The 25,584-nt window shown below is 64.6% G+C and carries 20 protein-coding genes, 1 tRNA gene and 1 riboswitch; of the genes, 8 read left to right on the forward strand and 13 right to left on the reverse strand.

The genetic code is table 11. From position 1 onward, the window contains the following. Nucleotides 1-259: 259 nt before the first annotated feature. Nucleotides 260-1,519 (reverse strand): tyrosine--tRNA ligase, encoded by a 1,260-nt coding sequence (tyrS, locus tag AC6IY7_RS16940; RefSeq protein ID WP_497780579.1) that lies wholly within the window; start codon nucleotides 1,517-1,519, stop codon nucleotides 260-262. A gap of 314 nt (nucleotides 1,520-1,833) precedes the next feature. Between tyrS and AC6IY7_RS16945 the strand changes: the two genes are divergently transcribed. Next, complete coding sequence (locus AC6IY7_RS16945) at nucleotides 1,834-4,320, forward strand: TonB-dependent receptor (RefSeq protein WP_497780580.1); 2,487 nt, start codon at nucleotides 1,834-1,836, stop codon at nucleotides 4,318-4,320. Nucleotides 4,321-4,392: 72 nt separating this feature from the next. On the opposite strand, the gene AC6IY7_RS16950 is transcribed toward AC6IY7_RS16945, so the two are convergent. Then, entirely contained in the window at nucleotides 4,393-5,208 is an 816-nt protein-coding gene (locus tag AC6IY7_RS16950; protein ID WP_497780581.1) for a DUF2076 domain-containing protein, read from the reverse strand. A 135-nt stretch (nucleotides 5,209-5,343) separates the two neighbouring features. After that, nucleotides 5,344-6,483, reverse strand: a complete 1,140-nt coding sequence (gene proB, locus AC6IY7_RS16955; RefSeq protein ID WP_497780582.1) for a glutamate 5-kinase — start codon at nucleotides 6,481-6,483, stop codon at nucleotides 5,344-5,346. Nucleotides 6,484-6,658: 175 nt separating this feature from the next. Between proB and AC6IY7_RS16960 the strand changes: the two genes are divergently transcribed. Next, entirely contained in the window at nucleotides 6,659-7,489 is an 831-nt protein-coding gene (locus AC6IY7_RS16960) for a dioxygenase family protein (RefSeq protein ID WP_497780583.1), read from the forward strand. Nucleotides 7,490-8,037: 548 nt separating this feature from the next. Here the strand turns inward: AC6IY7_RS16960 and AC6IY7_RS16965 are convergent. The 4 genes from AC6IY7_RS16965 to pal form a co-directional block, all read right to left on the reverse strand. Beyond that, nucleotides 8,038-8,172: a hypothetical protein gene (locus AC6IY7_RS16965; RefSeq protein ID WP_281433676.1), complete on the reverse strand. Its 135-nt coding sequence runs from the start codon at nucleotides 8,170-8,172 to the stop codon at nucleotides 8,038-8,040. 166 nt (nucleotides 8,173-8,338) lie between these two features. Then, on the reverse strand, nucleotides 8,339-8,569 hold the full coding sequence (locus tag AC6IY7_RS16970; RefSeq protein ID WP_497780584.1) for a hypothetical protein: 231 nt from the start codon (nucleotides 8,567-8,569) through the stop codon (nucleotides 8,339-8,341). Between the two features lie 364 nt (nucleotides 8,570-8,933). After that, nucleotides 8,934-9,010: transfer RNA gene (locus AC6IY7_RS16975), tRNA-Trp, on the reverse strand. 86 nt (nucleotides 9,011-9,096) lie between these two features. Beyond that, nucleotides 9,097-9,606, reverse strand: a complete 510-nt coding sequence (gene pal, locus AC6IY7_RS16980; RefSeq protein ID WP_497780585.1) for a peptidoglycan-associated lipoprotein Pal — start codon at nucleotides 9,604-9,606, stop codon at nucleotides 9,097-9,099. A 292-nt stretch (nucleotides 9,607-9,898) separates the two neighbouring features. Between pal and AC6IY7_RS16985 the strand changes: the two genes are divergently transcribed. The 3 genes from AC6IY7_RS16985 to AC6IY7_RS16995 all read left to right on the forward strand — a co-directional run bounded on the left by AC6IY7_RS16985 (nucleotide 9,899) and on the right by AC6IY7_RS16995 (nucleotide 11,980). Then, nucleotides 9,899-10,543, forward strand: coding sequence for a hypothetical protein (locus tag AC6IY7_RS16985; protein WP_497780586.1), 645 nt, complete (start codon nucleotides 9,899-9,901; stop codon nucleotides 10,541-10,543). Between the two features lie 288 nt (nucleotides 10,544-10,831). Next, a riboswitch (Fluoride riboswitch) is annotated at nucleotides 10,832-10,894 on the forward strand. A 58-nt stretch (nucleotides 10,895-10,952) separates the two neighbouring features. Next, nucleotides 10,953-11,399, forward strand: a complete 447-nt coding sequence (locus AC6IY7_RS16990; RefSeq protein ID WP_497780587.1) for a hypothetical protein — start codon at nucleotides 10,953-10,955, stop codon at nucleotides 11,397-11,399. A gap of 131 nt (nucleotides 11,400-11,530) precedes the next feature. Then, nucleotides 11,531-11,980 carry a hypothetical protein gene (locus tag AC6IY7_RS16995; RefSeq protein WP_497780588.1) on the forward strand — a complete coding sequence of 150 codons (450 nt, stop codon included), beginning with the start codon at nucleotides 11,531-11,533 and terminating at the stop codon, nucleotides 11,978-11,980. 144 nt (nucleotides 11,981-12,124) lie between these two features. On the opposite strand, the gene AC6IY7_RS17000 is transcribed toward AC6IY7_RS16995, so the two are convergent. The 5 genes from AC6IY7_RS17000 to AC6IY7_RS17020 all read right to left on the reverse strand — a co-directional run bounded on the left by AC6IY7_RS17000 (nucleotide 12,125) and on the right by AC6IY7_RS17020 (nucleotide 17,984). After that, nucleotides 12,125-13,090, reverse strand: coding sequence for an alpha/beta fold hydrolase (locus tag AC6IY7_RS17000; protein WP_497780589.1), 966 nt, complete (start codon nucleotides 13,088-13,090; stop codon nucleotides 12,125-12,127). Between the two features lie 94 nt (nucleotides 13,091-13,184). Then, on the reverse strand, nucleotides 13,185-15,698 hold the full coding sequence (locus AC6IY7_RS17005) for a TonB-dependent receptor (protein WP_497780590.1): 2,514 nt from the start codon (nucleotides 15,696-15,698) through the stop codon (nucleotides 13,185-13,187). 159 nt (nucleotides 15,699-15,857) lie between these two features. Then, complete coding sequence (locus tag AC6IY7_RS17010; protein ID WP_497780591.1) at nucleotides 15,858-16,862, reverse strand: FecR family protein; 1,005 nt, start codon at nucleotides 16,860-16,862, stop codon at nucleotides 15,858-15,860. Between the two features lie 69 nt (nucleotides 16,863-16,931). Next, nucleotides 16,932-17,474, reverse strand: coding sequence for an RNA polymerase sigma factor (locus AC6IY7_RS17015; protein ID WP_497780592.1), 543 nt, complete (start codon nucleotides 17,472-17,474; stop codon nucleotides 16,932-16,934). Between the two features lie 108 nt (nucleotides 17,475-17,582). Beyond that, the gene (locus AC6IY7_RS17020) at nucleotides 17,583-17,984 is read right to left on the reverse strand and encodes a hypothetical protein (protein ID WP_497780593.1); all 402 of its coding nucleotides are present in this window, start codon (nucleotides 17,982-17,984) and stop codon (nucleotides 17,583-17,585) included. Between the two features lie 239 nt (nucleotides 17,985-18,223). On the opposite strand from AC6IY7_RS17020, the gene AC6IY7_RS17025 reads away from it, so the two are divergent. Both AC6IY7_RS17025 and AC6IY7_RS17030 read left to right on the forward strand, forming a co-directional pair. Beyond that, the gene (locus AC6IY7_RS17025; RefSeq protein ID WP_497780594.1) at nucleotides 18,224-18,688 is read left to right on the forward strand and encodes an Hsp20 family protein; all 465 of its coding nucleotides are present in this window, start codon (nucleotides 18,224-18,226) and stop codon (nucleotides 18,686-18,688) included. Nucleotides 18,689-18,872: 184 nt separating this feature from the next. After that, complete coding sequence (locus tag AC6IY7_RS17030) at nucleotides 18,873-19,565, forward strand: hypothetical protein (protein WP_497780595.1); 693 nt, start codon at nucleotides 18,873-18,875, stop codon at nucleotides 19,563-19,565. A 120-nt stretch (nucleotides 19,566-19,685) separates the two neighbouring features. On the opposite strand, the gene AC6IY7_RS17035 is transcribed toward AC6IY7_RS17030, so the two are convergent. Next, entirely contained in the window at nucleotides 19,686-20,585 is a 900-nt protein-coding gene (locus AC6IY7_RS17035; protein WP_497780596.1) for a hypothetical protein, read from the reverse strand. 325 nt (nucleotides 20,586-20,910) lie between these two features. Between AC6IY7_RS17035 and gltB the strand changes: the two genes are divergently transcribed. Beyond that, nucleotides 20,911-25,572: a glutamate synthase large subunit gene (gltB, locus tag AC6IY7_RS17040; protein WP_497780597.1), complete on the forward strand. Its 4,662-nt coding sequence runs from the start codon at nucleotides 20,911-20,913 to the stop codon at nucleotides 25,570-25,572. Nucleotides 25,573-25,584 lie beyond the last annotated feature (12 nt).

Raw genomic sequence — 25,584 nt, forward strand, 5'->3', positions numbered from 1 at the left:
CGCCGCTCCTTTGGAGCGGCTCGCGTGCTGCGCGTACGAAGTCTCGCTTAGTGTAGGGAAAATATACAGTATGTCTACCTATTTAATATGATTTAAGCGCATGGCTGCGCCGTTCCCCGCCTCGCATCATATTGAAACATATAAATATTATTTTGGAGCGCGGGGGCAGTTGGGCGCTTCTCCAGGAATGTCATCCCGTGCAGAACTCATCTAGTAGGATTTATGGTTCGCCTTTGCCGCGATCGGAGAGACTCTCGTCTCAGCTCCGCTCCAGCAGAACATGCCGCTTTTTACCGAGCGACAATTTGGCGACGCCGTCGGCGAAATCGGTCTCGGCGAGCACGGCCTTTTCGTCCATCACCGGAGCGTCGTTGAGGCGCAGACCGCCGGCCTTGATCTGCCGCCGCGCTTCGCCCGTCGAGGCGACGAGACCCGCCTTCACAAAGGCGGTGAGCACGCCGATTCCCGCCGCCACCTCGCTCGCCGCCACAGTGACCTTGGGCAGAGAGAGCGCGAGCGCGCCTTCCTCGAAAGTGCGGCGCGCCGTCTCGGCGGCGAGCTCGGCCGCCTCGCGCCCATGCAGCAGAGCGGTCGCTTCCGTGGCGAGAATCTTCTTCGCCTCGTTGATCTCGGCTCCGCCGAGCGCCGCGAGCTTCTCGATCTCGTCCAAGGGCAGGAAGGTGAACAGCTTCAGCAAGCGGACGACGTCGGCGTCCTCGCTGTTGCGCCAGAATTGCCAATAGTCGTAAGGCGCGAGCATCGACCCGTCGAGCCAGATCGCGCCCGCCGCCGTCTTGCCCATCTTGGCGCCTGAAGAGGTGGTGAGCAGCGGCGCGGTGAGCGCATAGAGCTGCGGCGTGCCGAGCCGGCGGCCGAGATCGACGCCCATGACGATATTGCCCCATTGATCGGAGCCGCCCATTTGCAGGCTCGCGCCATAGCGCTTGGCGATCTCGACGAAATCATAGGACTGCAGGCACATATAATTGAACTCGATGAAGGACAGCTCCTGCTCGCGATCGAGCCGCAGCTTCACCGAATCCATCGACAACATGCGATTGACCGAGAAATGCCGGCCGACGTCGCGCAGAAAGTCGATGTAATTGAGCTTGGTCAGCCATTCGGCGTTGTCGAGCAGGATCGCATCGGTCTTGCCCGCGCCGAAGGTGAGGAATTTCGCGAAGGTCTTCTGGATCGCCGCCTTATTGGAGTCGATCGTCTCGACAGAGAGCAGCTTGCGGCTCTCGTCCTTGCCGGAAGGGTCGCCGACGCGCGTGGTGCCGCCGCCGACGAGCGGCAGCGGCTTGCCGCCCGTGCGCTGGAGCCAGGAGAGCAGCATGATCGACAAAAGATTGCCGATATGCAGCGAGGCCGCGGTGCAGTCGAAGCCGACATAGGCGACGAGCTCGCCGGAGCGGGCTTTTTCGTCCAGCCCCTCGAAATCGGAGCATTGATGCACGAAGCCGCGCGCGATGAGCGTCGCGAGGAAGTCGGATTTGGGGCGGAATGCGTCGGACATGGGGGCAGGGTGTTACGGGGAATGCGGGCGGGACGCAAGATAGAGCGTCGCGGGCTTCCAGCGGTGGCGCAGATCTCGCCGAGGCGACCTTTCGGGCGCAGAGCGCGTGCAGAAGGTGCTCTATTTCATATTGTATCACTATGGTTTGTGGCGCTATGCGTGGCGCGCGAAGGCGCGTCTTCTGTCGAGTGGCGTGCATTTTTCATACAGTTTGCAACCTTTCAGGGGCTGTCGCCGCCGCGCCTAGGCTGTTGCATATGCATATAAAATCTACCATATTAATGTAATTAATGGGCGGGAACAGCGATATGCGAATGATCGGCGCTACCAGACATCTACGGAATTGGCTCTGTTCCACGGCGTCGTCGGCGCCGTTGCTGCTCGGGCCTCTGCTCGTTTTCGCGGCGCCGCCCGGCGCATTCTCTCAAGACGCGCAGGTCGAAGATGTGCGGGTCGGCGGTCCGTCGCAGGAGGGGCTGACGCGGCAGGAAGAGCGCGTCCTGCTGAAGGCGCCGCGCTCGGCCGCGATCATCAATGGAACGCGTGCGACGGAAGAGCATCTCGATCGACTCTCCGATTTCTCGCAATTGGCTCCGAATTACCGCCCCAATATCGCCAATCCCCAGACGGGGACGCCGGCCCTGCGCGGCGTCGGCGTCGGCGCCGGAACCGGAAATGGCGCGGAATCGGAGACGGGCTTCATCGTCGACAATGTGTTCTTCAAGAATGTGGGCTTCCAATGGGCCGATTTCGTCGAGCTCGAATCCTTCGAGGTCGGCCTCGGCCCGCAAGGCGCGGCGGGCGGCAAGAACACGACTGTCGGCAACATCATCATTCGCACGCAATTGCCGTCCTTCGAGCGCAAGGCGACCCTGGAGACGTCTTTCGCCAATTACAGCCATGTCGTCGAGAAGCTGAATGTCACCGGCCCGATCATCGACGATAAGCTCGCCTATCGCTTGACCGCCTATTTCGACAAGGGCGACGGCTGGATCAACGACAAGGTGACGGGCGCGGGCTATCTCAACAATGATCGCTGGGGAATTCGCGGGCAGCTCTACTATGTCGGAGACGATATCACCGATCGCGTGATCTTCAGCTACGGGACATCGCACGAATATATCGGCGCGAACCACCACACTGGCGTGATCGGCGATTCCGTTCCGATCTATGCGAATGGAACGGTCGGCGCGTCATTCGCCCAAAACTTGTGGAACCGGCTTCATCTCGTCATGACGACGATCGATCCGTATTCGCCGGAATTCACGCATAGCGCCGTCTTCAGCCAGCAGACCATAAGCGCCTCAAACGAGCTGAACTGGCGAATCGGCGACAATACGCTGACCTCCATCTCCGCCTGGGCCTTCTATGTCGATCACCCCAATTACACTTACAATAACGAGAATGAAGAGCTCGAGCTGACGAGCGGATTCAGCGACCCGCATGTCGCGCAATATTCCCAGGAGCTGCGCCTTGCCTCTCCGAAGGAACAGACGCTGGAATGGCAGTTCGGCCTCTTCACCTTCTATGAGCGAATCTGGTCGTTCAGCCGCACGGATTTCGGCAGCAACGCCGCGCGATGGTTCGGCGCGGCGACGACCGATCCGCAATTGCTCAATCGCGTCGAGCAGCACACCGATGGAGCGTCACGCACCTTCCAGGCGGCCGCCTACACGCAGGAAACTCTGCATGTCGACGATCGCCTCGCGCTGACTTTCGGCTTGCGAGACAGCTACGAGATCAAGGAGGGCTCGGTCTTCGCGTGGGAGAGATATTGGAACACCGCTTACACGATCGCTCAGACCGATACGGCGGTGCGTGGCGGCGGCGGCGGCGGATATTACGACACCGGCGGCCAGACGCGCGCGCGCAACATGCTGACCGGCGTTTTCAACCCGTCCTACAAGATCGATGACAATATTCTGCTGTTCGGACTGGTCGGCCGTGGCGAGAAGGCGTCACAGGTCAATGTCTCGGCGAGATCGGTGTGGTCCGGTACGAATTTTCTCGGATGGCAGCCGCTCTTCACCAAGCCGGAGCAGAATTGGGATTACGAGATCGGCGTCAAGACCAACTGGCTCGACGAGAAGCTCATCGCCAATTTCAATTTCTATTGGACCGACATCTTCAATTTTCAGTCCAATATGGTCGATACGAGCTTCGTCGCGTCCAATGGCCAGCCGCTTCGCCAGACCTATCTCGGCAATGTCCCGCATGTGCGGCTGAGAGGCTTCGAGTTCACGGGGCGGTGGAGCCCGGTCGAGCGTCTTTGGCTGCGGTTCAACGGCGCTTACACCGAAGCGCGCTATATCGACTTCGCCAAAGCCGCGCCTCCGTCCGATTGGATCTGGCCGACGCCCAGTCCCGCGCCCGCGGGCTTCCTCACCGCGCCGCTGACTCTATCGCGCTCGAACACGCGCTGGGAGCTGCTGCCGAAATGGGCGGTGAACGTCGGCGCCAATTACGATCACCCGCTCGGACCGATCTTCAAGGATTTCGGCGGCTTCGATCAGCCGGTCACCGCTTTCGGCTATGTCAATCTGGCTTGGCAGGATCGGATGCAGATGACCGACCCGCATGCCATCATTCAATATTGGCAGCCGGCCTATTCTCTCATCAATGTCGGCCTGGGCCTGCGCACCGACGATGGTCGCTATAGCTTTCAGCTCTGGAGCAAGAACATCGCCGACCAGAGATGGATCAAGACTTGGACCGCGGGCACGCCGACGGCGCCGGCCACGATTCAGATTCAGGATTTTCCGAGGACCTTCGGCGGAACGCTGCTCGTCAAGCTCGAGTGACGCGCCGCGTCGTTCCGAGCGGCGCGCCGAAGCGCGCCGCTCACAAACTCTATTCGACCGAAGAGCCGCCGATCACACGTCGAAGCCGCCGTCTCCGCCGCCATCGTCGAAGCCGCCGGTATCCGTGTCGTAATCGGCGCTCTGCACATCGGGGCCGCCCGGATCGGGATTGGCGTAGCCGGCGTCGGGATTGGCGCCGCCGCCCTGGTCGCCGTAGTAATTGTTGATGATCGTGTCGCCGCCGCCGGCGTTGGCGTGCTCGAAGCCTGAGCCTATGCCGAGATTGCTCCCCGCGCCGCCGGCCCCGCCATGGAACAGGCCGCGGATCGAATCGGCGAGCAGCACGCCGCCGGCGACGCCCGCCGCCGCGCCCAGTGCGCCCTTCAGAAAGCCGCCACCAGCGGCCGCCTGCTGCTGCGGCGGATAGCCTGGAGGAGCATAGCCCGGAGGGGCGTAGCCGGGAGGCGCATAACCCGGCGCGGCGGCCGGGGCCGCGCCCCAGGGACCGCCCGGCTGACCGCCCGGCGCTTGCTGCGGATAGGCCGGCTGCTGGCCATAGCCCGGCGGCGGGGCCGGACGCGGCGGGGGCGGGGCAGGGCGCTGCGCCCCGCCGCCGAACAGTCCGCCGAGGAATCCGCCCGATTGCTGCTGCGGCGGCCGGCTCTCCAGCTCATGCACGCGGCTGTCCAGCTCCTGCAGCCGTTGATTGGCCGCCTGCAGCGCCTGATCCTGCACCAGAACCGTCTGCGCCAGCAGATAGGGCGCGCCCGGCTGCGACTTCAGCTGCTCGGCGATGAAACTCTCCGCCTCCTGATCGCGCTGACCGCCGGCGGCGCTGCGCGTACGCTCGAACAGACCGGCAAGCAGTTGGCGTTCTTCGGGTGACATGTGTCTCTCCCAGTTGGAACCAGCCCTCTCGACGGGCAGGCGCCCGAGATATGGGAGCGCTCATTGGCTCTGCCAAGACCCGCGGCCGCGGCGGAGCCCGAGTTTCGGCGGCTGAAAATCCGAGGCGTCGGCGGATCAGTCGCCGGCGAGCGCCATGTCGTCGCGATGGATGATCTCGTCCGGGCCCTTGAAGCCGAGGAGGCCCTCTATGTCGCGCGAGGAGCGGCCGATGATGCGGGCCGCGTCCAATGCGTCGTAAGTCACCAGCCCACGGCCGATTTCCCCGCCCGCCGCATTGCGGATCACGACGCAGTCGCCGCGCGCGAAGCCGCCTTCGAGCGCCGTGACGCCGGCCGGCAGCAGGCTCTTGCCGGAAAACAGCGCGCGCGCCGCCCCTTCGTCCACATGCACCACGCCCTTGGGCTCGAGCGAGCCGGCGATCCATTTTTTTCGCGCCGTCACCGGCGTCGAGGGCGTCAGGAACCAGGTGCAGGGCCCGCCTTCCGTTATGCGGGTGAGCGGCGCCTCCACGCGGCCGTCGGCGATGACCATATGGGCGCCGCCGGTGGTGGCGATCTTGGCCGCCTCGATCTTGGTGCGCATTCCCCCGCGCGAAAATTGCGAGGCGGCGCCGCCGGCCATCGCCTCCACCTCCGCCGTGACCCGCGGAACGATCTCGATCAGCTTCGCATTCGGATCGCTCGCCGGCGGGGCGGTGTAGAGACCGTCGACGTCCGAGAGCAGCACCAGAAGATCGGCGCTCGCCATGGTCGCGACGCGGGCGGCGAGCCGGTCATTGTCGCCATAGCGAATCTCGGAGGTCGCGACCGTGTCGTTCTCATTGATGACCGGCACCGCCCGCAGCGCGAGCAGCCGGGTGAGGCATTCGCGGGCGTAGAGATAGCGGCGGCGCTCCTCCGTATCGCCGAAGGTGACGAGAATCTGCCCCGCTGTGATGCCGAGATCGCCGAGCGTCTCCGCCCATATGCGGGCGAGGGCGATCTGGCCCACGGCGGCCGCCGCCTGGCTGTCCTCGAGCGGCAGCGGGCCGGAGGGCAGGCCCAGAACGCTGCGTCCCAGCGCCACGGCGCCCGAGGAGACGACGAGCACATCCGCGCCGCGCCGATGCGCCGCCGCGAGATCGCCGGCGAGCCGCGCCAGCCAGTCGCGCTTCACCTTCGCCTCGCGTGGATCGACCAGCAGCGAGGAGCCGACCTTGACGACGATGCGGCGGAAGGAATCGAGCGTTGGACGTTTCACGGGAGATCGGCTCATTCGAGATGCGGGACGGCTGACGACCGCGACTTATAGCCCCTCCGCGCAGAAAGCCCACCCCACGGCGACCGGCGGCGAGATGAAACGAAGCCGAAACAAAGGAGAGAATTTCCGCCGCGCCGCCGACATCGGGCCGCGTCATCCTGGGCGCGCTGACGAAGACCAAGGAAATTCGATGCGCGAGAAAATTGCTTTGACGCGACGCGGCCTCGTGGCCGTGGCGCTCGCCGGTTCGGCGACCGCCGTGCTCCCGGGGACCGCCGCTCCCGAATCCGCCGCCCCTCCCTTGACCGCGGCGGCGGAGGAGGGGCCCTTCTATCTCGATCTCGATCTGCGGCGATCGGACATCGCCGAAGGGCTCGCCGGCGTTCCGCTGGACATTGCTTTCATCGTTCACGACGAAACCGGCGCGGTCCTTCCGGGCGCCCGCGTCGATGTCTGGCATTGTGACGCGCAAGGCCGCTATTCCGGCTTTGGCGGCCAGGGCGAGGACAGACAGCTCGATCTCTCCGGAAAGACCTTTCTGAGGGGCGCGCAAATCACCGGGGCGGACGGACGCGCGCGCTTCTCGAGCATCTATCCCGGCTGGTATCCAGGCCGCACCACGCATGTTCATTTCAAGATCATCGACGGCGGGGCGGCACGGCTGACCTCGCAATTCTTTCTGCCCGACGCGTTGAGCGAATTTCTCTACGCCAATCTCGGCGACTATGCGCGCGGCCGACTGCGCGACACGCTGAATTCGACGGATGGAATCGCGCTTGCCGCCGGCGAGACGACACGCGGCGAGGTGCGCGAGAGCGCGGGCCGCTATGTCGCGACGCTGCAGGTGAGAATCGACAGAAGGGCGGTGCGCGCTGTGCCGCCGCCGCCCTTCCGGCCGCCGCCGCCCGGCGAGCATTTCGCCGGCCCGCCGCTCGGCGGACCGCCTCCGGGGGGACTGCCGCGCCGTGCGGCTCTGGAAGGCGCGGAGCGTTTGAAGGCGCTGATTCCGAAGGCCGACTGATCCGCGTCGCGAGCCGGGATTTGGTTCACGCCGATCTGCGGCTCGAGCACGCGGCGACGCCTTGCTTTCGCCACAGGGCGCTCGCAGTCTCAGATGATTCCGACTCCGTCAGGAGCCGGCGCGAGAAACGCCCCGACCTCGGATGAACAGGCGGGGCGTTTTTGTATTCGCCAGCGGTTTTCCGCGATTTCGGCGCTCGTCGGAGCGGCCGGGGGGAAGAAAGCGATCGTGTAAATTCGGGAGACGGCGCTGGCAGGAGTGGAGTGGCTGGCCATTCTGTTGCGTTTCAACGGGTTGGACAGATATTGTCCGCTTTTCTGACGGCGGAATAATCTAATTATATCAACGATATGTCAATGACTCTGTCCCACTCTTTGGCGCTGCCTCCAGCCCGGTAGACAAATTCGGAGGACGACCTGTCCGCGTGCCGGAGGATGAGCGTCGGCGGTCCGCTATGTTTTCAGATCGATGGCTCGGCGTCGTCGCTCGCCGGAAAGCGCCAGCTGGTCCCTTCGCGTTGCGCGGGATGCGTCGAGGCGACGTCACCGTCAATTGCGGCCTTCGACGTCGGCGCGGGCCTGTTCCTCTTCCAGCAGTGATAATCTCGCCATTTGCAAGAAATATTCGACCATTGGATCTGATTGCTTGGCCTCGACAATCAGATAGTCGATCAGGCTCAACATGGTCGATACGCGATCGAATTCGGCGACCGCCGACTGCTTCGACGATTCCGTGGGATTTTTTCGAATCATGTGCCTCCACCCGGCGCCGATTCCGTATTTTCACCGATCGGACCAGGGTTCAGGGGAGATCGCAACGAAAAAGTTGCAGCCTGCGAAGAAGCGCGCGTCAATGACCATGCTTGCGCCGCCACTCTGCAAATTGCTTCTCGATCCAGTCGCTGTGCTGTGGGTAGCGAGTGACGAGGTCGGCAATAACCTTCTCGACGCCCTTCACGGCGACGTCCCAGGAGGCTTTTTCGTCCTCGAGAAGCCGATCGGTGTTCTCGATTGTTCGCGCGACGAGGCGCGCGAGGTCTGGATCGACCGACATGTCGATACCTCGTTCGACGCCAATCATTGGCGCGCCGGTCCCATAGCAACGAACGGTTGCTGGCCACCTAAATCAATCGATCAAATTTCGTTAATGCAGAAAAAGCCCCGCCGAAAAAGCCCCGCCGGTGATTCACGGGCGGGGCTCTTGGTCCATTCGACATGGTCGAGGTTGCGCGGATCACCGTCCGGCGGCGCCGGAACGCTCGACGACTGGATGACGTTAGGGCAGGCCTCGAGACCTTACGTTGGTGGGCGAAAAGCAAGCGCGTCGCATCGGGCGTCGTAAGGCTGATCGGGGAAACGGCAGGGGAACAAACTGTCCCACCGAATGGGACGGATGCTGTCCCACAGGACGGAAGCGACTGATTTTATTGTGTGATTTTTGAATCTGGCAGGAGTGGAGGGACTCGAACCCCCAACCCCCGGTTTTGGAGACCGGTGCTCTAGCCGATTGAGCTACACTCCTGCGGTGACGGCGCGCCGTCGGGGCTCTCATGCCGCATCGCGGCCGAGGATGCAAGCGCCGGGGGCTTGCCCCGGCGCATTTTCGCGTCAGGAATTTCCGCCCGAGAGCACCGTCACGGCGCGGCGGTTCTGCGACCAGCAGGAAATGTCATCGCAGACGGCGACCGGCCGCTCCTTGCCATAGCTGATCGTGCGGATGCGCGGCGCCGCGAGCCCGCGCGAGGCGAGATAATTCTTCACCACTTCGGCGCGACGGGCCCCGAGCGCGAAATTATATTCGCGCGTGCCGCGTTCGTCGGCGTGGCCTTCGACGGTGAAGGAATAGCGTCCATAGCGCTGCAGCCAATCGACCTGCTTGTCGAGGGTGGCCTGCGCCGTCGGCGTCAGCTCGCTCGAATCGGTCTCGAAATAGACGCGGTCGCCGACATTGACGACGAAATCCTGAGGGCTTCCGGGCGCCGCATAGCCGCCGCGGCCATTGGCGCCGGCGAGCGCGGCGTTTTCATCCTCGGCGTTCTTGGCGCAGGCGGTGAGCGAGACCGCCGCCAGCAGGGCGACGGCGAAGCGCAGGGCGCGCGCGGCGGAAACGAATGCCATGTCCTCGAAACTCCTCTGACGACGGCTCTACTGTCGCCAGTCCTATCCGTGCAGGGGTTAAACGAAGGTTCCGTCAACCTTGACGAAAGCTTTGCGCGCCCTGCTGAGGCGCATCGAATGTCGGTAAGGTTAACGTGAGCTTGATCGTCGATGCGGTCGATGGCGCGAGTGAGGCGAAAACACGGCGCGAAAGGAGACGCAGGGAATTGCGGATAGGAAATGCGGGGGCTGGACCACTGCGTCGATCATTGTTAGCAATTCATTCATCATACGGCGGAGGGAATCGGAGACGATGCGCGACCTGAAACGCTCCGCCCGCCGTTTTCGCGCGCCTTTCTGCGCGGCCTTCGGCGCCGTCACGCTCGCCGGCTGCGTCGATACGGCGGTGGAGATCGGCCATCCGCGGCCCGAGCAGCTCGCGCAGCGGCAGCGTCCGGCGCCACGTCCCGGCGTCAGCCCGCGCGGCGCGCCAGTGGCGCTCACCAGTCTCGAAGGCGCGCCCGAAGAGGCGCTCGCTCGTTTCCGCCCGGTCTTCGTCCGCGCCGCCGAGAGCCGCGACATCGCTTCCGCCGGGGAGTCGGAGTCCGCCTATCGATTGCGCTTCTATCTCACCGCCTATGCGGGCGCCGAGGGAACGGCGCGCTTCGCCTATGTCTTCGACGTCTTCGACCACAATGGCAGACGCGCCCGCCGTCTGACCGACGAAATCGCCGTGCGGGGCGCCGGCGATCCGTGGACGCTTCTCGACGACAAAGCGCTCGCCGAGGTCGCGGCGCGCGGAGCCGACGATCTCGCCGCCTTTCTCTCCGACACGCCCGAGGCCATCGCCGCGGCGGCCGGCGGCGAATCGGGCGTGACCATCGCCGCCGCCACACGCGGCGAGCCGGTTCCGGCGCGGAACGGCGCCAAGCCGCTGGGCTTCGCCGAGGCGAAGTGAAGTCGTCTGGCCGTCTTCCAGGACTCCGAATCCAGGTTAACAATTCCTACACAATCGCGTCATGCCTGCGCTTGTCGCAGATGATCCACGCCGAGACATTGCGACACGCGGGGGAGAAGGAGCCGATATTCCGCTCATGTCGTGGCCGCGACAAGCGCGGCCACGACGATTGAAAGATGGCTGCTCGTTGACCCGAGTTCGGAGCGCTCCGGCGGTCTTCCGTCGCATTGACGTCGCCGCCGCCTTTCTGTATCGAAATCGCTACATAAGGTCGCGGGGGCAAGAGCCGTCGCGCCAGGGGATGGGGTGCCCCCTATAACCGCCGAAGAGGCTGATGACTCCTGCTGAACCGATGATCGCGAGATCATCGAATAAGGGCGTTCGCGCTCGTAACGCAGGAGGAATGGCTATGAATCAAGATCTCTCGGTTTTCATCACCCCCTTTGCTCTCGTCATCGGATGCGGGCTGATCGCGGTCGGCGGCCTCTACTTCATCGACATCAAATTTCTGCGGTCGCGCATTCAGGCGATCGCGGCGCTCGCCGTCGGCGGCTTCATCATCGCGGCGCTGGAGGTCGTGCTCGCCGGCAGCAGCGTCTCCTTCTTCAAGGCGCAGCAGGTGCAGACCTCCATTTGCGAGCTCGAGGGCGAGTCGGCGCATCCGGAGGCGCGTCTCGGCGGCGACGCCCACATCATTCACAAGCACATACTCGGCTGCATGCAGGAGGCCGGCTATGAATGGTCGCCGACGCATCGCAACTGCAAGGACGCGCCGGTCGCCACCAATCCCTATTGCTATCTGCCGGAGAGCGGCTTCGACCGCACCATCACTGCATTCCAGCTGAGATTCGAATAGCCCGGCCGCGACGGCGCGGCTAAGTTCTCTCTTCGCCCGCGGGGCGCTTGCCGATTGGAGCTTTTGCTCCATTTTACCTCGAGACTGAGGGGAAGGCGGCGCCCTGTCGGGAACAGACGGGAGACGTGCCGATGAACGAGGACATTGCCGCCTTTGTGGCTCCGCTGACGCTGGTGCTCGGCGGCGGCCTTTTCGCTCTGGGCGCTTTGTCCTTCATCGGGGTCGATTATTTCGACAGCAAGTTCAAAGCGCGCGTCGCCTTCGCGATCGGCCTCGCCTTCATCGTCGCCACAGAGCTCGTCTTCGTGACGAGCAGCAGCAGCGGGCGCTATTTCGCCGGGCTGAAGATCGACGTGACCGATTGCGAGCTCGACAGCGAGACCAAGCTGCCCGAAGAGCGGCACAAGAACAGCAGGGTGCTGCACGATCAGATCGTCGGCTGCATGGAGCGGCTCGGCTATGAGTGGAACGCCGAGCACGAGCATTGCAAAGAGGCGAAGATCGCCACAAACTCCTTTTGCTATCTGCCGACGCGGCCAGTGGCGCGGGCGATCGTGCGCTTCCAGACCGCCTTCGAGTGATCCGAAACCGCTTCGCACTTTTCGGGAACATGCCCTAGCGCCTCGCGTCGGATGAGCTGACGTGTCTCGAGAAGCGAGCCTGAAGGCTCGCGGTCCAAGCGCGCCCATGGACCGCGAGCCTTCAGGCTCGCTCCTATAAGAGCGCTAGGCGCGATCCACCGTCTCGCCGGGGACGAAAGCGTCGAAGGCCGCCCAGAACTGCTCGCGCAATTCGCCGCGCTCCATCAGCAATTCGTGACGCGCGCCGGGAACCTCTATGAGGCTGGCGACCGGAAGGCGCTGCGCGAAGCGCTCGATCGCGCGCGAGGACACGATGCGGTCGCGCCCGCAGAGAAAGGCCATCACCGGCGTGCGCACGGAACGGGCGTATTCGGGCGTGGCGAATTGCTTCATCAGGCGGAAGGCGGCGTTGGCCCAGCCGACTGTCGGATCGCCGATCGCCAGATGCGGCGCGGCGCGCACCACATCGGCGTTGCGGGCGAAGCGCGCGAGGTCGGAGGTCAGCCGATTGTTCTCGAAGGGCAGCTCCTCGAGCGATTTCGGGCCGCCGCCCGGCACATACATCGCGCCGAACCCGAACATGTCGAGCGTGTCGGCGATGGCGCGCGCGCCGATCGGAAAGCGCAGGCCTTCGAAATCGATCATCGGCGCGGCGACGATCACCCGATCGAAGGGCGAGCGCGCCGAATGGGCGCGGTCGAGCAGAATGGCGCCGCCCATGGAATGAGCCAGCGCATGCCAGGGCGAGGGGCAGTTCAGCGCTAGCACATCGGTGATGAAAGCGTCGAGATCGCGTTGATAGAGCGCGAAATCGTCGACATGGCCCTTGCGCGGATCGGCGAGGTCGCGCTCCGAGCCGCCCTGTCCGCGCCAATCCAGCGTCACCACGTGAAAATCGCGCGCCAGCAGATCGTCGATCGTCTCGAAATATTTCTCGATGAACTCGGCCCGGCCCTGAAACAGCGCCACTGTGCCGATCGCCCCGCGTGGCGGCGAAAAGCTCGCGGCGCGCAACATGCGTCCGTCCGCCGTGCGAATGGCGAAGACCGACGCATTGGGCGGCACGGGATTGTTCGGCGTTCCGATGAGCTGGGGTTCGGTGAGCGGCATGTCGGGCGGTCCTGCTGCGTCCGGGACGAGAGACGCATCGCGCCTCTCGTCCGGTCTATCGCACGACTCGCCCGACCGCGCAAAAGGCGAGGGGTCAGAACTTGATGGTCAGGCCGGCGTAATAGGAGCGGCCCTGTCCGGGCACGGCGCCGGGTATGCTCGTCTTCATGTAGTTGGCGAAATAGAAGCCGCCGAGCGGCGAGTCGTAGCGCACATCGGCGACATTGGTGACGCCGAGATCGATGCGGAACGCGTCCCATTCATAGCTCGTGCGCAGATTGACGAGGCCATAGGACGGCGTCTTCAATTCATTGCGCGCCGTGTTTACATGCGTCTTGCTGTCGACGAGCTGCAGCTCGACGGCGCTGCTCCAGCCGCCGAGCTTGTGCTCGAGCGCGAAGCGCGCATTGAGCGGCATGATGTGATAGAGCCCGTCGCCGCGATCGAGATTCTCGCCATAGACATAGCCGATGACGCCCGAGAGCGTGAAGCGGCCGACGTCCGGCGCCTCATAGAGCTTGCCGCGGCCGGAGAGGTCGAAGCCATAGAGCTCCGCCTTGTGATTGCGGAACTGCAGAATGGGGAACCAGCTTCCATTCTTGTCGGTGAATCCGCCGATGCGATCGGCGTCGATGAAGTTCTCGACATAGCTGAAATAGGGCGTCGCCTTCGCTTCCCAGTCATGATCGACCGGGTCGCGCCACGCCGCCGTGAAGCTCACCGTATGCGCGACCTCGGGCTTCAGATCGGGATTGCCGACATAGCCATTGGCGTCGCCGAACCAGCCGATCATGCTGCTGGCCATGCCGCCGACGCCGAAGGCGTAGCGCTCGTAGAGATTGGGCGAGCGCGTCTTGCGCGAATAGCCGAGCTCGTAGGAGCTCGTCTCGTCGGCCTGATAGCGCACGAGCGCCGTCATGTCGAAATTGACGTCGGTGCGCGCATGGCCGCGGGCGTTGAACCGATTGGCGGCGGCAGCGTCCGGATTGGCCATGCTCATCATGCCCATCGGGATCGAGACGCGCGGGTCATAGGCGGCGGCGTTTCCGGTGTTCGTCCAGACGGTGTCGTTGCGCACGCCGAGCAGTGTCGTCCATTGCGGCGACCACTTGGCCTCCCATTCCGCGAATGTGCCGACGCGGTCGCGCTGGCCGCCGTTGATGTTCCAATAGGTGGCGGGTCCCATCATCATGCTGCCGGGGATCGGCGGCCACCAGTCGTTCAGATGATTGCCGTGGAACTCATTGCCGACGCGCAGAAGATTGGAGGGGTCGAGCGGAATCTCCGCCTTCAGCGAATAGCCATAATCCGTTCCCGACGTATTCATCGGCATATCGGAGGGCTGCTTGTCGTAGAGAAAGCCCATCTCATGCGCGGTATGCTGCCAGAAGGCGCGCGCCTCGAGCCTTCCCCATTCGAACGCGCCCTTATAGCCGGCGTCGACGGAATAGGCGCGATTGGCGGTCATATCCATGCGCTGATTGACGAAGCCCTGATAGGGAATGTTCTGATATCCGCCTCTCAGCGTGAAGAGATGTCCGTCGTTCTGATAGGCGAGAGTCGCCGAATGATTTTCGGAGATGAAGCCGGTGGAGAGAACCTTGGGGCCATTGTCGCCGGAGTGATAGTCGGAGCCGCGCGTGTAGCCGCTATTGTAGAGCAGGCTGAAATGCTCGGTGGCGACATTCGCCGTTCCCGAAACTCCGAAGCCGCTGTTGGTGCTGCGGAAGAAGCCCGAGACGGAGCCGGAGGCGATGACGCCCGGCGCGATGGACGGGACGAGGCCGGGCGCGGAGGCGACGCGCGGATTGGCGAAGATCGGCGGCTTGGGCTCCACCGATATCGTGCCCGCGATGGAATCGCCGCCTTTGCTCACAGGCGTCACGCCGGAGAGCACCTCGATCTTTCCGACATTGTTCGGATCGATATAGGAGAGCGGCGGATTCATGTGATTGGCGCAGGCCGAGGTGATCTCGACGCCGCCCAGCAGAATCTTGATGCGGTCGTCGGCGAGGCCATGCAGCGCGGGCAGTCGCGACACGCCGCCCGCCTCATAGAGATCGACGCCCGGCGCCGCATAGAGAAGCTGTGACGTGTCGCTGGCGTTGGGACGCTGAGCGTCGAGCGCTTCGCCGCTGATTTCCGTTGCGCCGATCGGCGTGAAGGGTCCGTCCGCGCGCCTCGCGGCGGCGCGCAGCGCGCGCTCGCGCTCGGCTGCTATGTCGATCGGCGGCAAAGGAACGGCGCCGGCGTCATTGCGCACAGTCTCGTTCTGCGCGAGCACGATGGCGACGCTGCGTCCATCGCGCGCCAAGCGATAGCCGATGCCGGTTCCCGCGAGCAGGCGATCGAGCGCGTCTTCCAGCGTGAAGGCGCCGGAGAGTCCGCGCGTCGTGAGATCGCGCGTCAGCCGCGATTTGTAGACGAGCTGCGCGCCAGTGGCGTCGGCGAGGCGATTGAGCGCCAGAGCGATGGAGCCCGCTGGAATCTCATAGCTGCGCACGGCGGCGGCGAGTTCCGTCTCCGGCATTGCGACATGCGCTATGGCCGGCGCGTCCTGGCCGAGGACGAGAGCGCTCAGAGCCGTCGCTATCGCTGTCGCGCCCATGTTCTTATTCTCGAGACAAAAAAATCGCCGCTTCATCCGCCGCTCTCCGAGTTCTCAGCCGGGACGAAACAGTCCCTCTGTGAACTCTGACGAATGGAGCGCGCAAACTCGCACGTCCGTCGCGCGAAAAAATTCGAGCGCAGGATGCGACGTTCCGCCTCATCCGCGCAGCACCACGAGATAATCGCCGATGTGAATCGCATCGAGATCGAGCGAGGCTTCGATCGCGCGCAAGGCGCCGATCGGATCGGCCGCGTCGAAGACGCCAGTGACGCGCAGCTTGCGGACGGCGGTGTTCGGCACGAGCACGAAGGCGCGGTGATAGCGCGCGAGAATGTCGACGACCTCGCCGAGCGGACGATCGACGAAGATGAGCTTGCCGCGCCGCCAGGCGGTCTCGTCCTGCACGGCGACGGGAACGGGCGCGCTCGTCGGCGTCGCCGGTCCGAAGTCGCATTGGCGTCCTTCTTCGAGCAGCGTCTTCTCGCCGCGGCTCGCGATGGAGACTTTGTGCTCGGCGACGGTCACGCGCGCGCCGCCGTCTTCGAGCGCGATGTCGAAGGAAGTGCCGAGCGCCGTCACCGCGCCGCCCGCCGCCGTCACGACGAAAGGCCGCGCGGCGTCCGGCGCGACCTCGAAAAAGGCCTCGCCTTCGAGCAGCGTCAGCGCGCGCCTGCCGGCGGCGTAACGCACCGCGATCGCCGATTTGGCGCCGAGCTGGACCTTCGATCCGTCCGACAGGCCGACGATGCGCGTCTCGCCCGTGGCGGTGCGGAAGTCGGAGCTCCAGAGGAGGCGCAGATGGTCGAAGCTCGCGAGCGCCGCGAGGGAGGCGGCCAGCGCCGCCGCGACGGCCCATCGGAGTCGTCTTCGCGCCTGCGCCGGGGCGGCGGCGCGGCGCGGCTTCAGCGCCCGCACGTCGCCCAACAGCGCGCAGATTTCCTCGAAGGCCGCGGCGTTGGCGGGATCGGCGAGCCAGGCCTCGAAAGCGGCGCTCTCGGCGGCGGACAACCGCGCGCCGTCGCGCCTCACCCACCAGGCGACGGCGGCGTCCTCCGTGGCGGCGTCCTGGGCGGCCGCGTCCCGAGCAGCCGCGTCCTGGGCGTCGTCCGGGGCGTCGCTCGATTCGTCGCTCTCACGGTCGTCGTTCGGGCCGCCGGTCATAGGTCGAAACTCACTCCTCACTCCTACAGACGAACGAGGGCGCGAAAAGGGATGCGCCTCTGCGAATTTTTATTGGACCGCGTTTCGGCAGCGACGAATGGCGATGCGCAAATGCCGGTCCACCATATTGCGGGAAATGCCCAGCCGCCGCGCGATCTCGTCCTGCGGGACGTCCTCGTGCATGCGCAGGACGAAGACCTCCCGGCATTTTGGCGGCAGCGTCTCGATCGCTTCGGCGAGCAGGCGCGCGCGCCGGTCGGCGTCGAGCCTCTGCTCCGCCGTCGCCTCCTCGGAGGGAGCGTCGCAGGCGTCGGCGTCGGCGATGAAAATCTTCGTCTCCAGCCGGCGACGGCGCGAAAAATCCATCGCCAGATTGACGGCCGTGCGGCGCAGATAGGCGGAAGGATCGGCGATCTCCTCCGTCATATTGCGATGCACGACGCGTAAAAACGCCTCCTGGACGATGTCCGGGGCGTGATCGGGGCCGACGCGCCGCGCGAGCAGCCGCGTCAGCTCGCGCTGCGTGCGCGCGAACAGGTCGCGCAGTGTGAATTTGCTGTCGGACAATTTGCCGTCGGGCAATTTGCTGTCGGGCAATTTGCTGTCGAACATGGCGCCATCCGTCGAGGCGTCCGCCGGGCGCCGAGAGCGGCGTCCGGTCTGTCTTTCCTCATGTCGAAGGGGGCCGCGGGATGCGGCGCGGATCGGGCGAGGGGCGGATCAGGCGAGGGGAGGGGCGCGCGACGACCAGGAGCTCGCCCAGCCGATTGGCTCGTGTTCCGCCGGCGCCGCCGAGCCAAAGGCGAGCGGGACGATCGAGAAGACCGGAGTCGCGAAAGCTTGCTCCTCGGCCTCCGGCGCGGCGAGCGGCGGCGCGTCGCGTCCGCCGACGCAGAGGATGCAGCAGGGCGCGTGGCCGCGATCGGCGGGCGGCGCGCCGCCGTCTCTGTGCGGCTCGCAATAGGCGGAGGCGGAAAAGCCGCCGAGTTCTGCGTTTGCCGGCGTCGTGTGAGATCGGGCGACGGAGGCCGCGAACAGCGCCTGCAACGCGAAAAGGCAAAGCGCCAGAGTCGAGACGAACGCGCGTCTCGCCGAGGGGCCGTATGAACGGGGCTTCGCCATGCGCGACCCTAGAGCCGCGAAATTTCCCGCGTCAATGAAATCGTCACGCTCGCGGCGAAAAACTCGGCCGCCGTCACAAAATTGCGACACCGGGCCGTTTCCGGCGCCTCTTGCAGGGCGCGAAACGCGTTCCCACATGAATTTCAGCGCGGGCCGTAGCGGACGCGCTTCATCCCCGGCGCGAGCGGGGACGACGATCCCGATCGCGCTCCACATGTCGCTTCTAGGAGGACAATGACATGCGTCCCTTCGATCTTTCCCCGCTCTATCGCTCGACCGTCGGCTTCGATCGCCTGTTTTCCCTGCTGGATCAGGGCGCGGGCCCGGAGGCGGCACCCGCCTATCCTCCTTATAATATCGAGCGCACGGGCGAGAACGACTATCGCGTGACCCTGGCGGTGGCCGGCTTCGGGCGAGAAGATCTGTCGATCGAAACGCGCGAGAACACGCTGACCATCAAGGGCGCCAAGGAGACTGCGCCCGAGACCGGCGTCAAGCGCGAGATCCTGCATCAAGGCATTGCGGCCCGCGCCTTCGAGCGGCGCTTCCAGCTCGCCGATCACGTCGTCGTGACGGGAGCGAGCCTCGCCAACGGCCTGTTGCATGTCGATCTGGTCCGCCAGATTCCCGAGGCGCAGAAGCCGCGCCGCATCGAGATCGGCGGCGGCGCTCCGGCGCAGACGATCGACGCCAAGGCCGCCTGACCGGCGCCGGCTCGCAGCCTTCGAAAAAATCGAGGCGTCCCCGCGGGGACGCCTCTTTTTTCGTTCAGCCGCTGGGCGGCGCTTTTTTCGATATTCGATCGCGAGCGCTGGCTTGACTCTGCGTCACGAAACGGGCAAACGGTCCCCGCGCCGTTCGACTTACTGACGCTTGGGATTGATACTTATGACTATCGAGCAATATCAGTTCACCGGGGAACCCACCACGGATCTCGCGAAACATCTGAGGCTCGCATTCGAACAAGCAAAGCTCGACTATGGGAAACTCGCTCCCGAGGTTCTCTCGATGGCGGGAATGAGCGGGAGGAAATATAGATATCTCATAAATCGATTGGCGGAAGCTCCCGATGCGAGATATCTGGAAGTCGGCTCATGCGCAGGATCCACGCTCGTTTCTGCACTCTATGGCAATAAGATCAAGGCCACGGCGATCGATAATTGGTCTTTGTTCGATGGGCCTTCAGATCAGTTCTTCACGAATGTCGGCAAGTTCATCGGCAAGAACCGTGTTTCCGTGCTGACGTCCGATTTTCGAGATGTCGATTATCGATCTGTGGGAAAGCACAATATCTACCTGTTCGACGGCCCGCACGAAAAGCAGGATCAATATGATGGTCTCTTGTACGCGCTGCCGGCGCTCGACGACGAGTTCGCTTTCATCGTCGACGACTGGAATTGGGAATTCGTGAGCGAGGGGACATTCGAGGCAATCTCCCACGCTCAATGTGAAATTCTCTACAGCATCGAGATTTTTTCGACTGACAGTCGCGTTCATCCCGCCAATCTCGGTTTGCCGTCGAACCAGGACAGTGACTGGCACAATGGCTATTTTCTCGGCATTCTGCGTAAGAAGTCCTAATTCCGGGAGGAGACCAGATCGTTTATGAGCCGGTTGAAAGGATGGGATCTGCGTAGCCTGACGCGATAGGCTGCGCCTATTGTTCAAAAAAGGGCGTCCTCGGGACGCCCCTTTTTTTATTCAGCCGCCGGGTGTCGACTTTTGGCCCGTTTCGCTCGCTGGCGGAGCCTTCGACGGCTCCGTCGAGACCGCATCTGCTGGGCCGGAGGGCGTCGCAGCGGCGGCGCCTGAATTCCGAGCGGCGCCCTGCTGTGGCCCCGACGCCGCGGCGTCCGGCGCGGGGGGCGGAATTGTGGGCTCGGCGGGCTTCTGGGCCGCTGCGACGGGCTGAGTCGGCGGCTTGTCCGATGCGGGCGGCCCCGCGGCTGGCGCCGGCGATGGACTGACCGCAGGCGCGAGAGGCAGCGAGGCCGGCTTGTCCGAAGCGCGCGGGGCGCGCTGCGTGGTCGGAGGCCGCTCCGGCGGCTTCGTTGCATGCGAGGGTCGCGCGCGTTCGGCGTGCGGCCGCGCGACCGTTTCGGGCGCCGCTGCGTGGTCGCGGACCGGCGCTTCCGTTCGTCGGGCCACGGCTGACGGCTGCCGCGCCAGCGGAGCCGGCTCGGCGCCGAGGCCCGGCACGACGAGAGGGTCTTCTGTCGCTCCCACTTTCGGCGCGGCATAGGGCGCGCCGACGCCCGGCGCTTCGTGGACGATCTCCGGCCCGACGCGCCAGGACTTCAGAATCTCGCCCTCATAGGGATCGATGAGGAAGCGCCGATAGCGCCCGCGGCGATCGACGCCGGTCGCCACCACTTGATCGCCGCGGCGGCCGAGCGCGCCGATGAGGCGAAAACCCTCTTCTTCCAGAATTCCGGCGATGGCCCGCGGCGAGACATTCGGCGCGGGCTCGGGAACCGGCTGGTGGAAGGCGTAGCCGAAGGGGCGAAAGAAGAAATCCGCCGCAGCCGGCGTCGCGGCCACGATCGGCGCGAGGCTCGCAAGGGCGAGCAAGACCTTCGGCCGCAGTCTCGATAGCGTCATGAACCGCTCCACATCTTCATTGATCGTCGGGCCCCGTCTCGACAGCGGAGCTTCCGCGACCATTGCGGCGAGCTTTGGACGCAGGCGGCGCGCTCGGCAGGTGGAATGCGCCGGGATTTCGGTTTTGTGGCGGCAGATTGCTTGTGTGCTGCGCGTAAATCTGGCAACAATATTTCCCGCTGATATGTCAGCCTTGCTGACCATTCTCCTCCGATGACGCCTTCACGCGTTGCGGAGCAAATCGAAGAATTCGACGATAGGGGACGGGGACGCGGGCGCGGCGATCGGGCCGAGCCGCCTCCGGACTCGCCCGGGAGACGCCGCCATGACCGCGATCGACGCCAGAGACCCCCTCCTGCCGCAGGCTCAGGGCCTCTACGATCCGTCCAAAGAGCATGATTCCTGCGGCGTCGGCTTCGTCGCCAATCTGCATAACGCCAAGAGCCATGAGATCGTCGAGATGGGTCTGCAGATCCTGCTCAATCTCGATCATCGTGGCGCCGTGGGCGCGGACCCCAAGCTCGGCGACGGCTGCGGCATTCTCGTTCAGATTCCGCACCAGTTCTTCGCGGACGAATGCGCCAAGCTCGGTTTTGCGCTGCCGGAGGCCGGCCATTACGCCATCGGCCAGTTCTTCCTCTCGCGCGACGAGGCGGAGCGCGCCAAGGCGAAGGAATTCATCGAGGCGGCCGCCGCGAGCCAGGACCTCGTCGTGCTCGGCTGGCGCGATACGCCCGTCGATTCGAGCGATCTCGGCGAGGCGGTGAAGGCGGTCGAGCCGGTGCATGGGCAGGTCTTCTTCGGCCGCGGCCCCTCTGTGACCGGCGATGTCGATTTCGAGCGCCGCCTCTATCTCGCGCGCAAGACCGCCTCCAACGAGATTTACGCGCGGGGGCCGGCGGCTCGCGAGCATTATTCCGTTTCGGTGTCGTCGCAGACCATCGTCTACAAGGGCATGGTGCTGGTCTCGCAGCTCGGGGAATATTTCCTCGATCTGAAAGACCCGCGCTTCATCAGCGCCATCGCGCTCGTGCATCAGCGCTTCGCCACCAACACCTTTCCGTCCTGGCGACTCGCGCATCCTTATCGCTTTGTCGCGCATAATGGCGAGATCAACACGCTGCGCGGCAATCTCAACTGGATGGCGGCGCGGCAGGCGTCGGTCGCCTCGCCGCTGTTCGGCAATGACATCGAGAAGCTGTGGCCGATCTCCTATGAGGGGCAGTCCGACACCGCCTGTTTCGACAATGCGCTCGAATTTCTCGTGCAGGGCGGCTATCCGCTCGCCCATGCGGTGATGATGCTGATTCCGGAGGCCTGGTCCGGCAATCCGCTGATGGACGCCGAACGCAAGGCCTTCTACGAATATCACGCCGCGCTGATGGAGCCCTGGGACGGTCCCGCCGCCATGGCCTTCACCGACGGCCGCCAGATCGGCGCGACACTGGATCGCAACGGCCTGCGTCCGGCGCGCTATCTCGTGACCGAGGACGGGCTCGTCGTGATGGCGTCCGAGATGGGCGTGCTGCCGATCCCGCAGGACAAGATCGTGCAGAAGTGGCGCCTGCAGCCGGGCAAGATGCTGCTCGTCGATCTCGAGCAGGGACGCATCGTCTCCGACGACGAGATCAAGAAGGAGCTCGCCTCCTCGCATCCCTACAAGCAATGGCTCGAGCGCACGCAGATCGTGCTCGAGGATCTGAAGCCCGTCGAGCCTCGCGCCTCGCGCGCCGATGTGTCATTGCTCAATCGCCAGCAGGCCTTCGGCTATTCGCAGGAGGAGCTCGATCTGCTGCTCTTTCCCATGGCCGTCACCGGTCAGGAGGCGGTCGGCTCCATGGGCACGGATACGCCGATCTCGGCGCTCTCCGACAAGCCGAAGCTGATCTACACCTATTTCAAGCAGAACTTCGCGCAAGTCACCAATCCGCCGATCGATCCGATCCGCGAGGAGTTGGTGATGAGCCTCGTCTCCTTCATCGGCCCACGCCCGAATATTCTCGATCACGAGGGTTCGGCGAAGCGCAAGCGGCTCGAGGTGCGCCAGCCCATCCTCACCAATGAGGATCTCGAGAAGATCCGCTGCATCGGCCATATAGAGGACAGCTTCGACACCAAGACGCTGGACATCACCTATGACGCCGCGACCGGCGCCGCGGGTCTGCGCGAGGCGCTGAACCGGCTCGGCGAGCGCGCCGAAAAGGCGGTGAACGGCGGCTATAACATCATCATCCTCTCCGACCGCATGGTGGGGCCGGATCGCATTCCGATTCCGGCGCTGCTGGCCACGGCGGCCGTGCATCATCATCTCATCCGCCGCGGCCTGCGCACTTCGGTGGGCCTCGTCGTCGAGACGGGCGAAGCGCGCGAGGTGCATCATTTCGCGCTGCTCGCCGGCTATGGCGCCGAGGCGATCAACCCCTATCTCGCCTTCGAGACGCTGGAGGCTTCGACCGAGGAATTCCCGTCCGACGTCGATGGGCCGACGGCGATCAAGCGCTTCATCAAGGCGGTCGACAAGGGCCTTTTGAAGGTCATGTCGAAAATGGGCATCTCGACCTATCAATCCTATTGCGGCGGGCAGATCTTCGACGCCGTTGGCCTCGCGCAGAGCTTCATCGACGAATTCTTCCGCGGCACGACGACGCGCGTCGAGGGCGTCGGCCTCGACGAGATCGCGGCCGAGACTGTGCGCCGTCACAAGGACGCTTTCGGCGATGTGGCCATCTATCGCGATGCGCTGGACGTCGGCGGCGATTACGCTTTCCGCATTCGCGGCGAGGCGCATAGCTGGACGCCGCATACGGTGTCGCTGCTGCAGCATGCCGTGCGCGCCAATGCGCAGGATAAATATCGCGCCTTCGCGCAGCATTTGAACGAGCAGGACGAGAAGCTGCTCAATCTGCGCGGCCTGTTCCGCGTCAAGACGGCGGAGGAGGATGGACGCGCGTCCGTGCCGCTCGACGAGGTCGAGCCGGCGATCGAGATCGTCAAGCGCTTCTCCACCGGCGCCATGTCCTTCGGCTCCATCTCGCGCGAGGCGCATACGACGCTCGCCATTGCGATGAATCGCATCGGCGGCAAGTCGAACACGGGCGAAGGCGGCGAGGAGCCGGAGCGTTTCAAGCCGCTGCCCAATGGCGACAGCGCGCGCTCCGCGATCAAGCAGGTGGCCTCTGGACGTTTCGGCGTGACGGCGGAATATCTCGTCAACTCCGACATGATCCAGATCAAAATGGCGCAGGGTGCAAAGCCCGGCGAGGGCGGCCAATTGCCGGGCGACAAGGTCGATGCGGTGATCGCCAAAGTGCGCCATTCGACGCCGGGCGTCGGCCTCATCTCGCCGCCGCCGCATCATGATATTTACTCGATCGAGGATTTGGCGCAGCTGATCTTCGATTTGAAGAACGTCAATCCGCGCGCCAATGTCTCTGTGAAGCTCGTCTCCGAGGTCGGCGTCGGCACGGTCGCCGCCGGCGTCTCCAAGGGCCGCGCCGATCATGTGACGATCTCGGGCTATGACGGCGGCACGGGCGCCTCGCCGCTCACCTCCATCAAGCACGCCGGCAGCCCGTGGGAGATCGGCCTCGCCGAGACGCATCAGACCTTGGTGCTGAATGGTCTGCGCGCGCGCATCGCCGTGCAGGTCGACGGCGGCCTGCGCACGGGCCGCGACGTCATCGTCGGCGCGCTGCTCGGCGCGGATGAATTCGGCTTCGCCACGGCGCCGCTCATCGCGGCGGGCTGTGTGATGATGCGCAAATGCCATCTCAACACTTGCCCCGTCGGCGTCGCGACGCAGGACCCGGTGTTGCGCAAGCGCTTCGTCGGCCAGCCCGAGCATGTCATCAATTTCTTCTTCTTCGTCGCCGAAGAGGTGCGCGAGCTGATGGCGGCCATGGGCTATCGCCGCTTCGAGGAGCTGATCGGCCAGATGCAGATGCTCGACAAGGAGAAGGCGCTCGCCCATTGGAAGGCGAAGGGCCTCGACTTCTCGAAGTTGTTCCACAAGCCGGCGGGCGAGGGCGCCGCGATCCGCCACAGCTTCGCGCAGGATCACGGGCTCGACAAGGTTCTCGACAATCGGCTCATCGAGGCGGCGCGCGCCTCGATCGACCGCGGCGCGAAGACATCCATCGAGACGGCGATCCGCAATGTCGATCGCTCGACCGGCGCCATGCTGTCCGGCGAGGTGGCGCGCATCTACGGCCATGTGGGCCTGCCCGAGGACACGATCGACATTCGCGCCGCCGGCACGGCGGGACAGAGCTTCGGCGCCTTTCTCGCACGCGGCGTGACGCTGCGGCTCGAGGGCGAGGCGAACGACTATGTCGGCAAGGGTCTCTCCGGCGGCAAGGTGATCGTCTATCCCTCGCGCGAGGCCAAGCAGATCGTTCCGGAGAAGTCGATCATCATCGGCAACACAGTGCTCTATGGCGCCATTGCGGGAGAGGCCTATTTCCGCGGCGTCGCCGGCGAGCGCTTCGCCGTGCGCAACTCCGGCGCCTTCGCGGTCGTCGAGGGCGTCGGCGATCATGGCTGCGAATATATGACCGGCGGCGTCGTCGTCGTGCTCGGTCAGACCGGCCGCAATTTCGCGGCCGGCATGTCGGGCGGCGTGGCCTATGTGCTCGATGAGGACGGCGGTTTCGCCGAGCGCTGCAATCTCGCAATGGTCGATCTCGAGCCGGTGCGCGACGAGGAGATTGCGATGACGCAGGCCTATCATCAGAGCGGCGATCTCGAGCAGCATGGCCGAGTCGATGTGATGACCGATATGACGCGCTTCGACGCCGAGCGTCTGAAGCATCTCATCTCCAATCATCTGCGCTACACGGGCTCGACGCGCGCGCGCGCGATCCTCGACGATTGGGAGAATTACAAGCCGAAGTTCCGCAAGGTGATGCCGGTCGAATATCGCCGCGCGCTCACCGAGCTTCTGGCGCGCAGCCAGAGTGGCGAGAAGCTGAAGGCGGCCGGCGAGTGAGGCGGACGCGCC

Source organism: Methylosinus sp. is20ea (assembly GCF_059718135.1).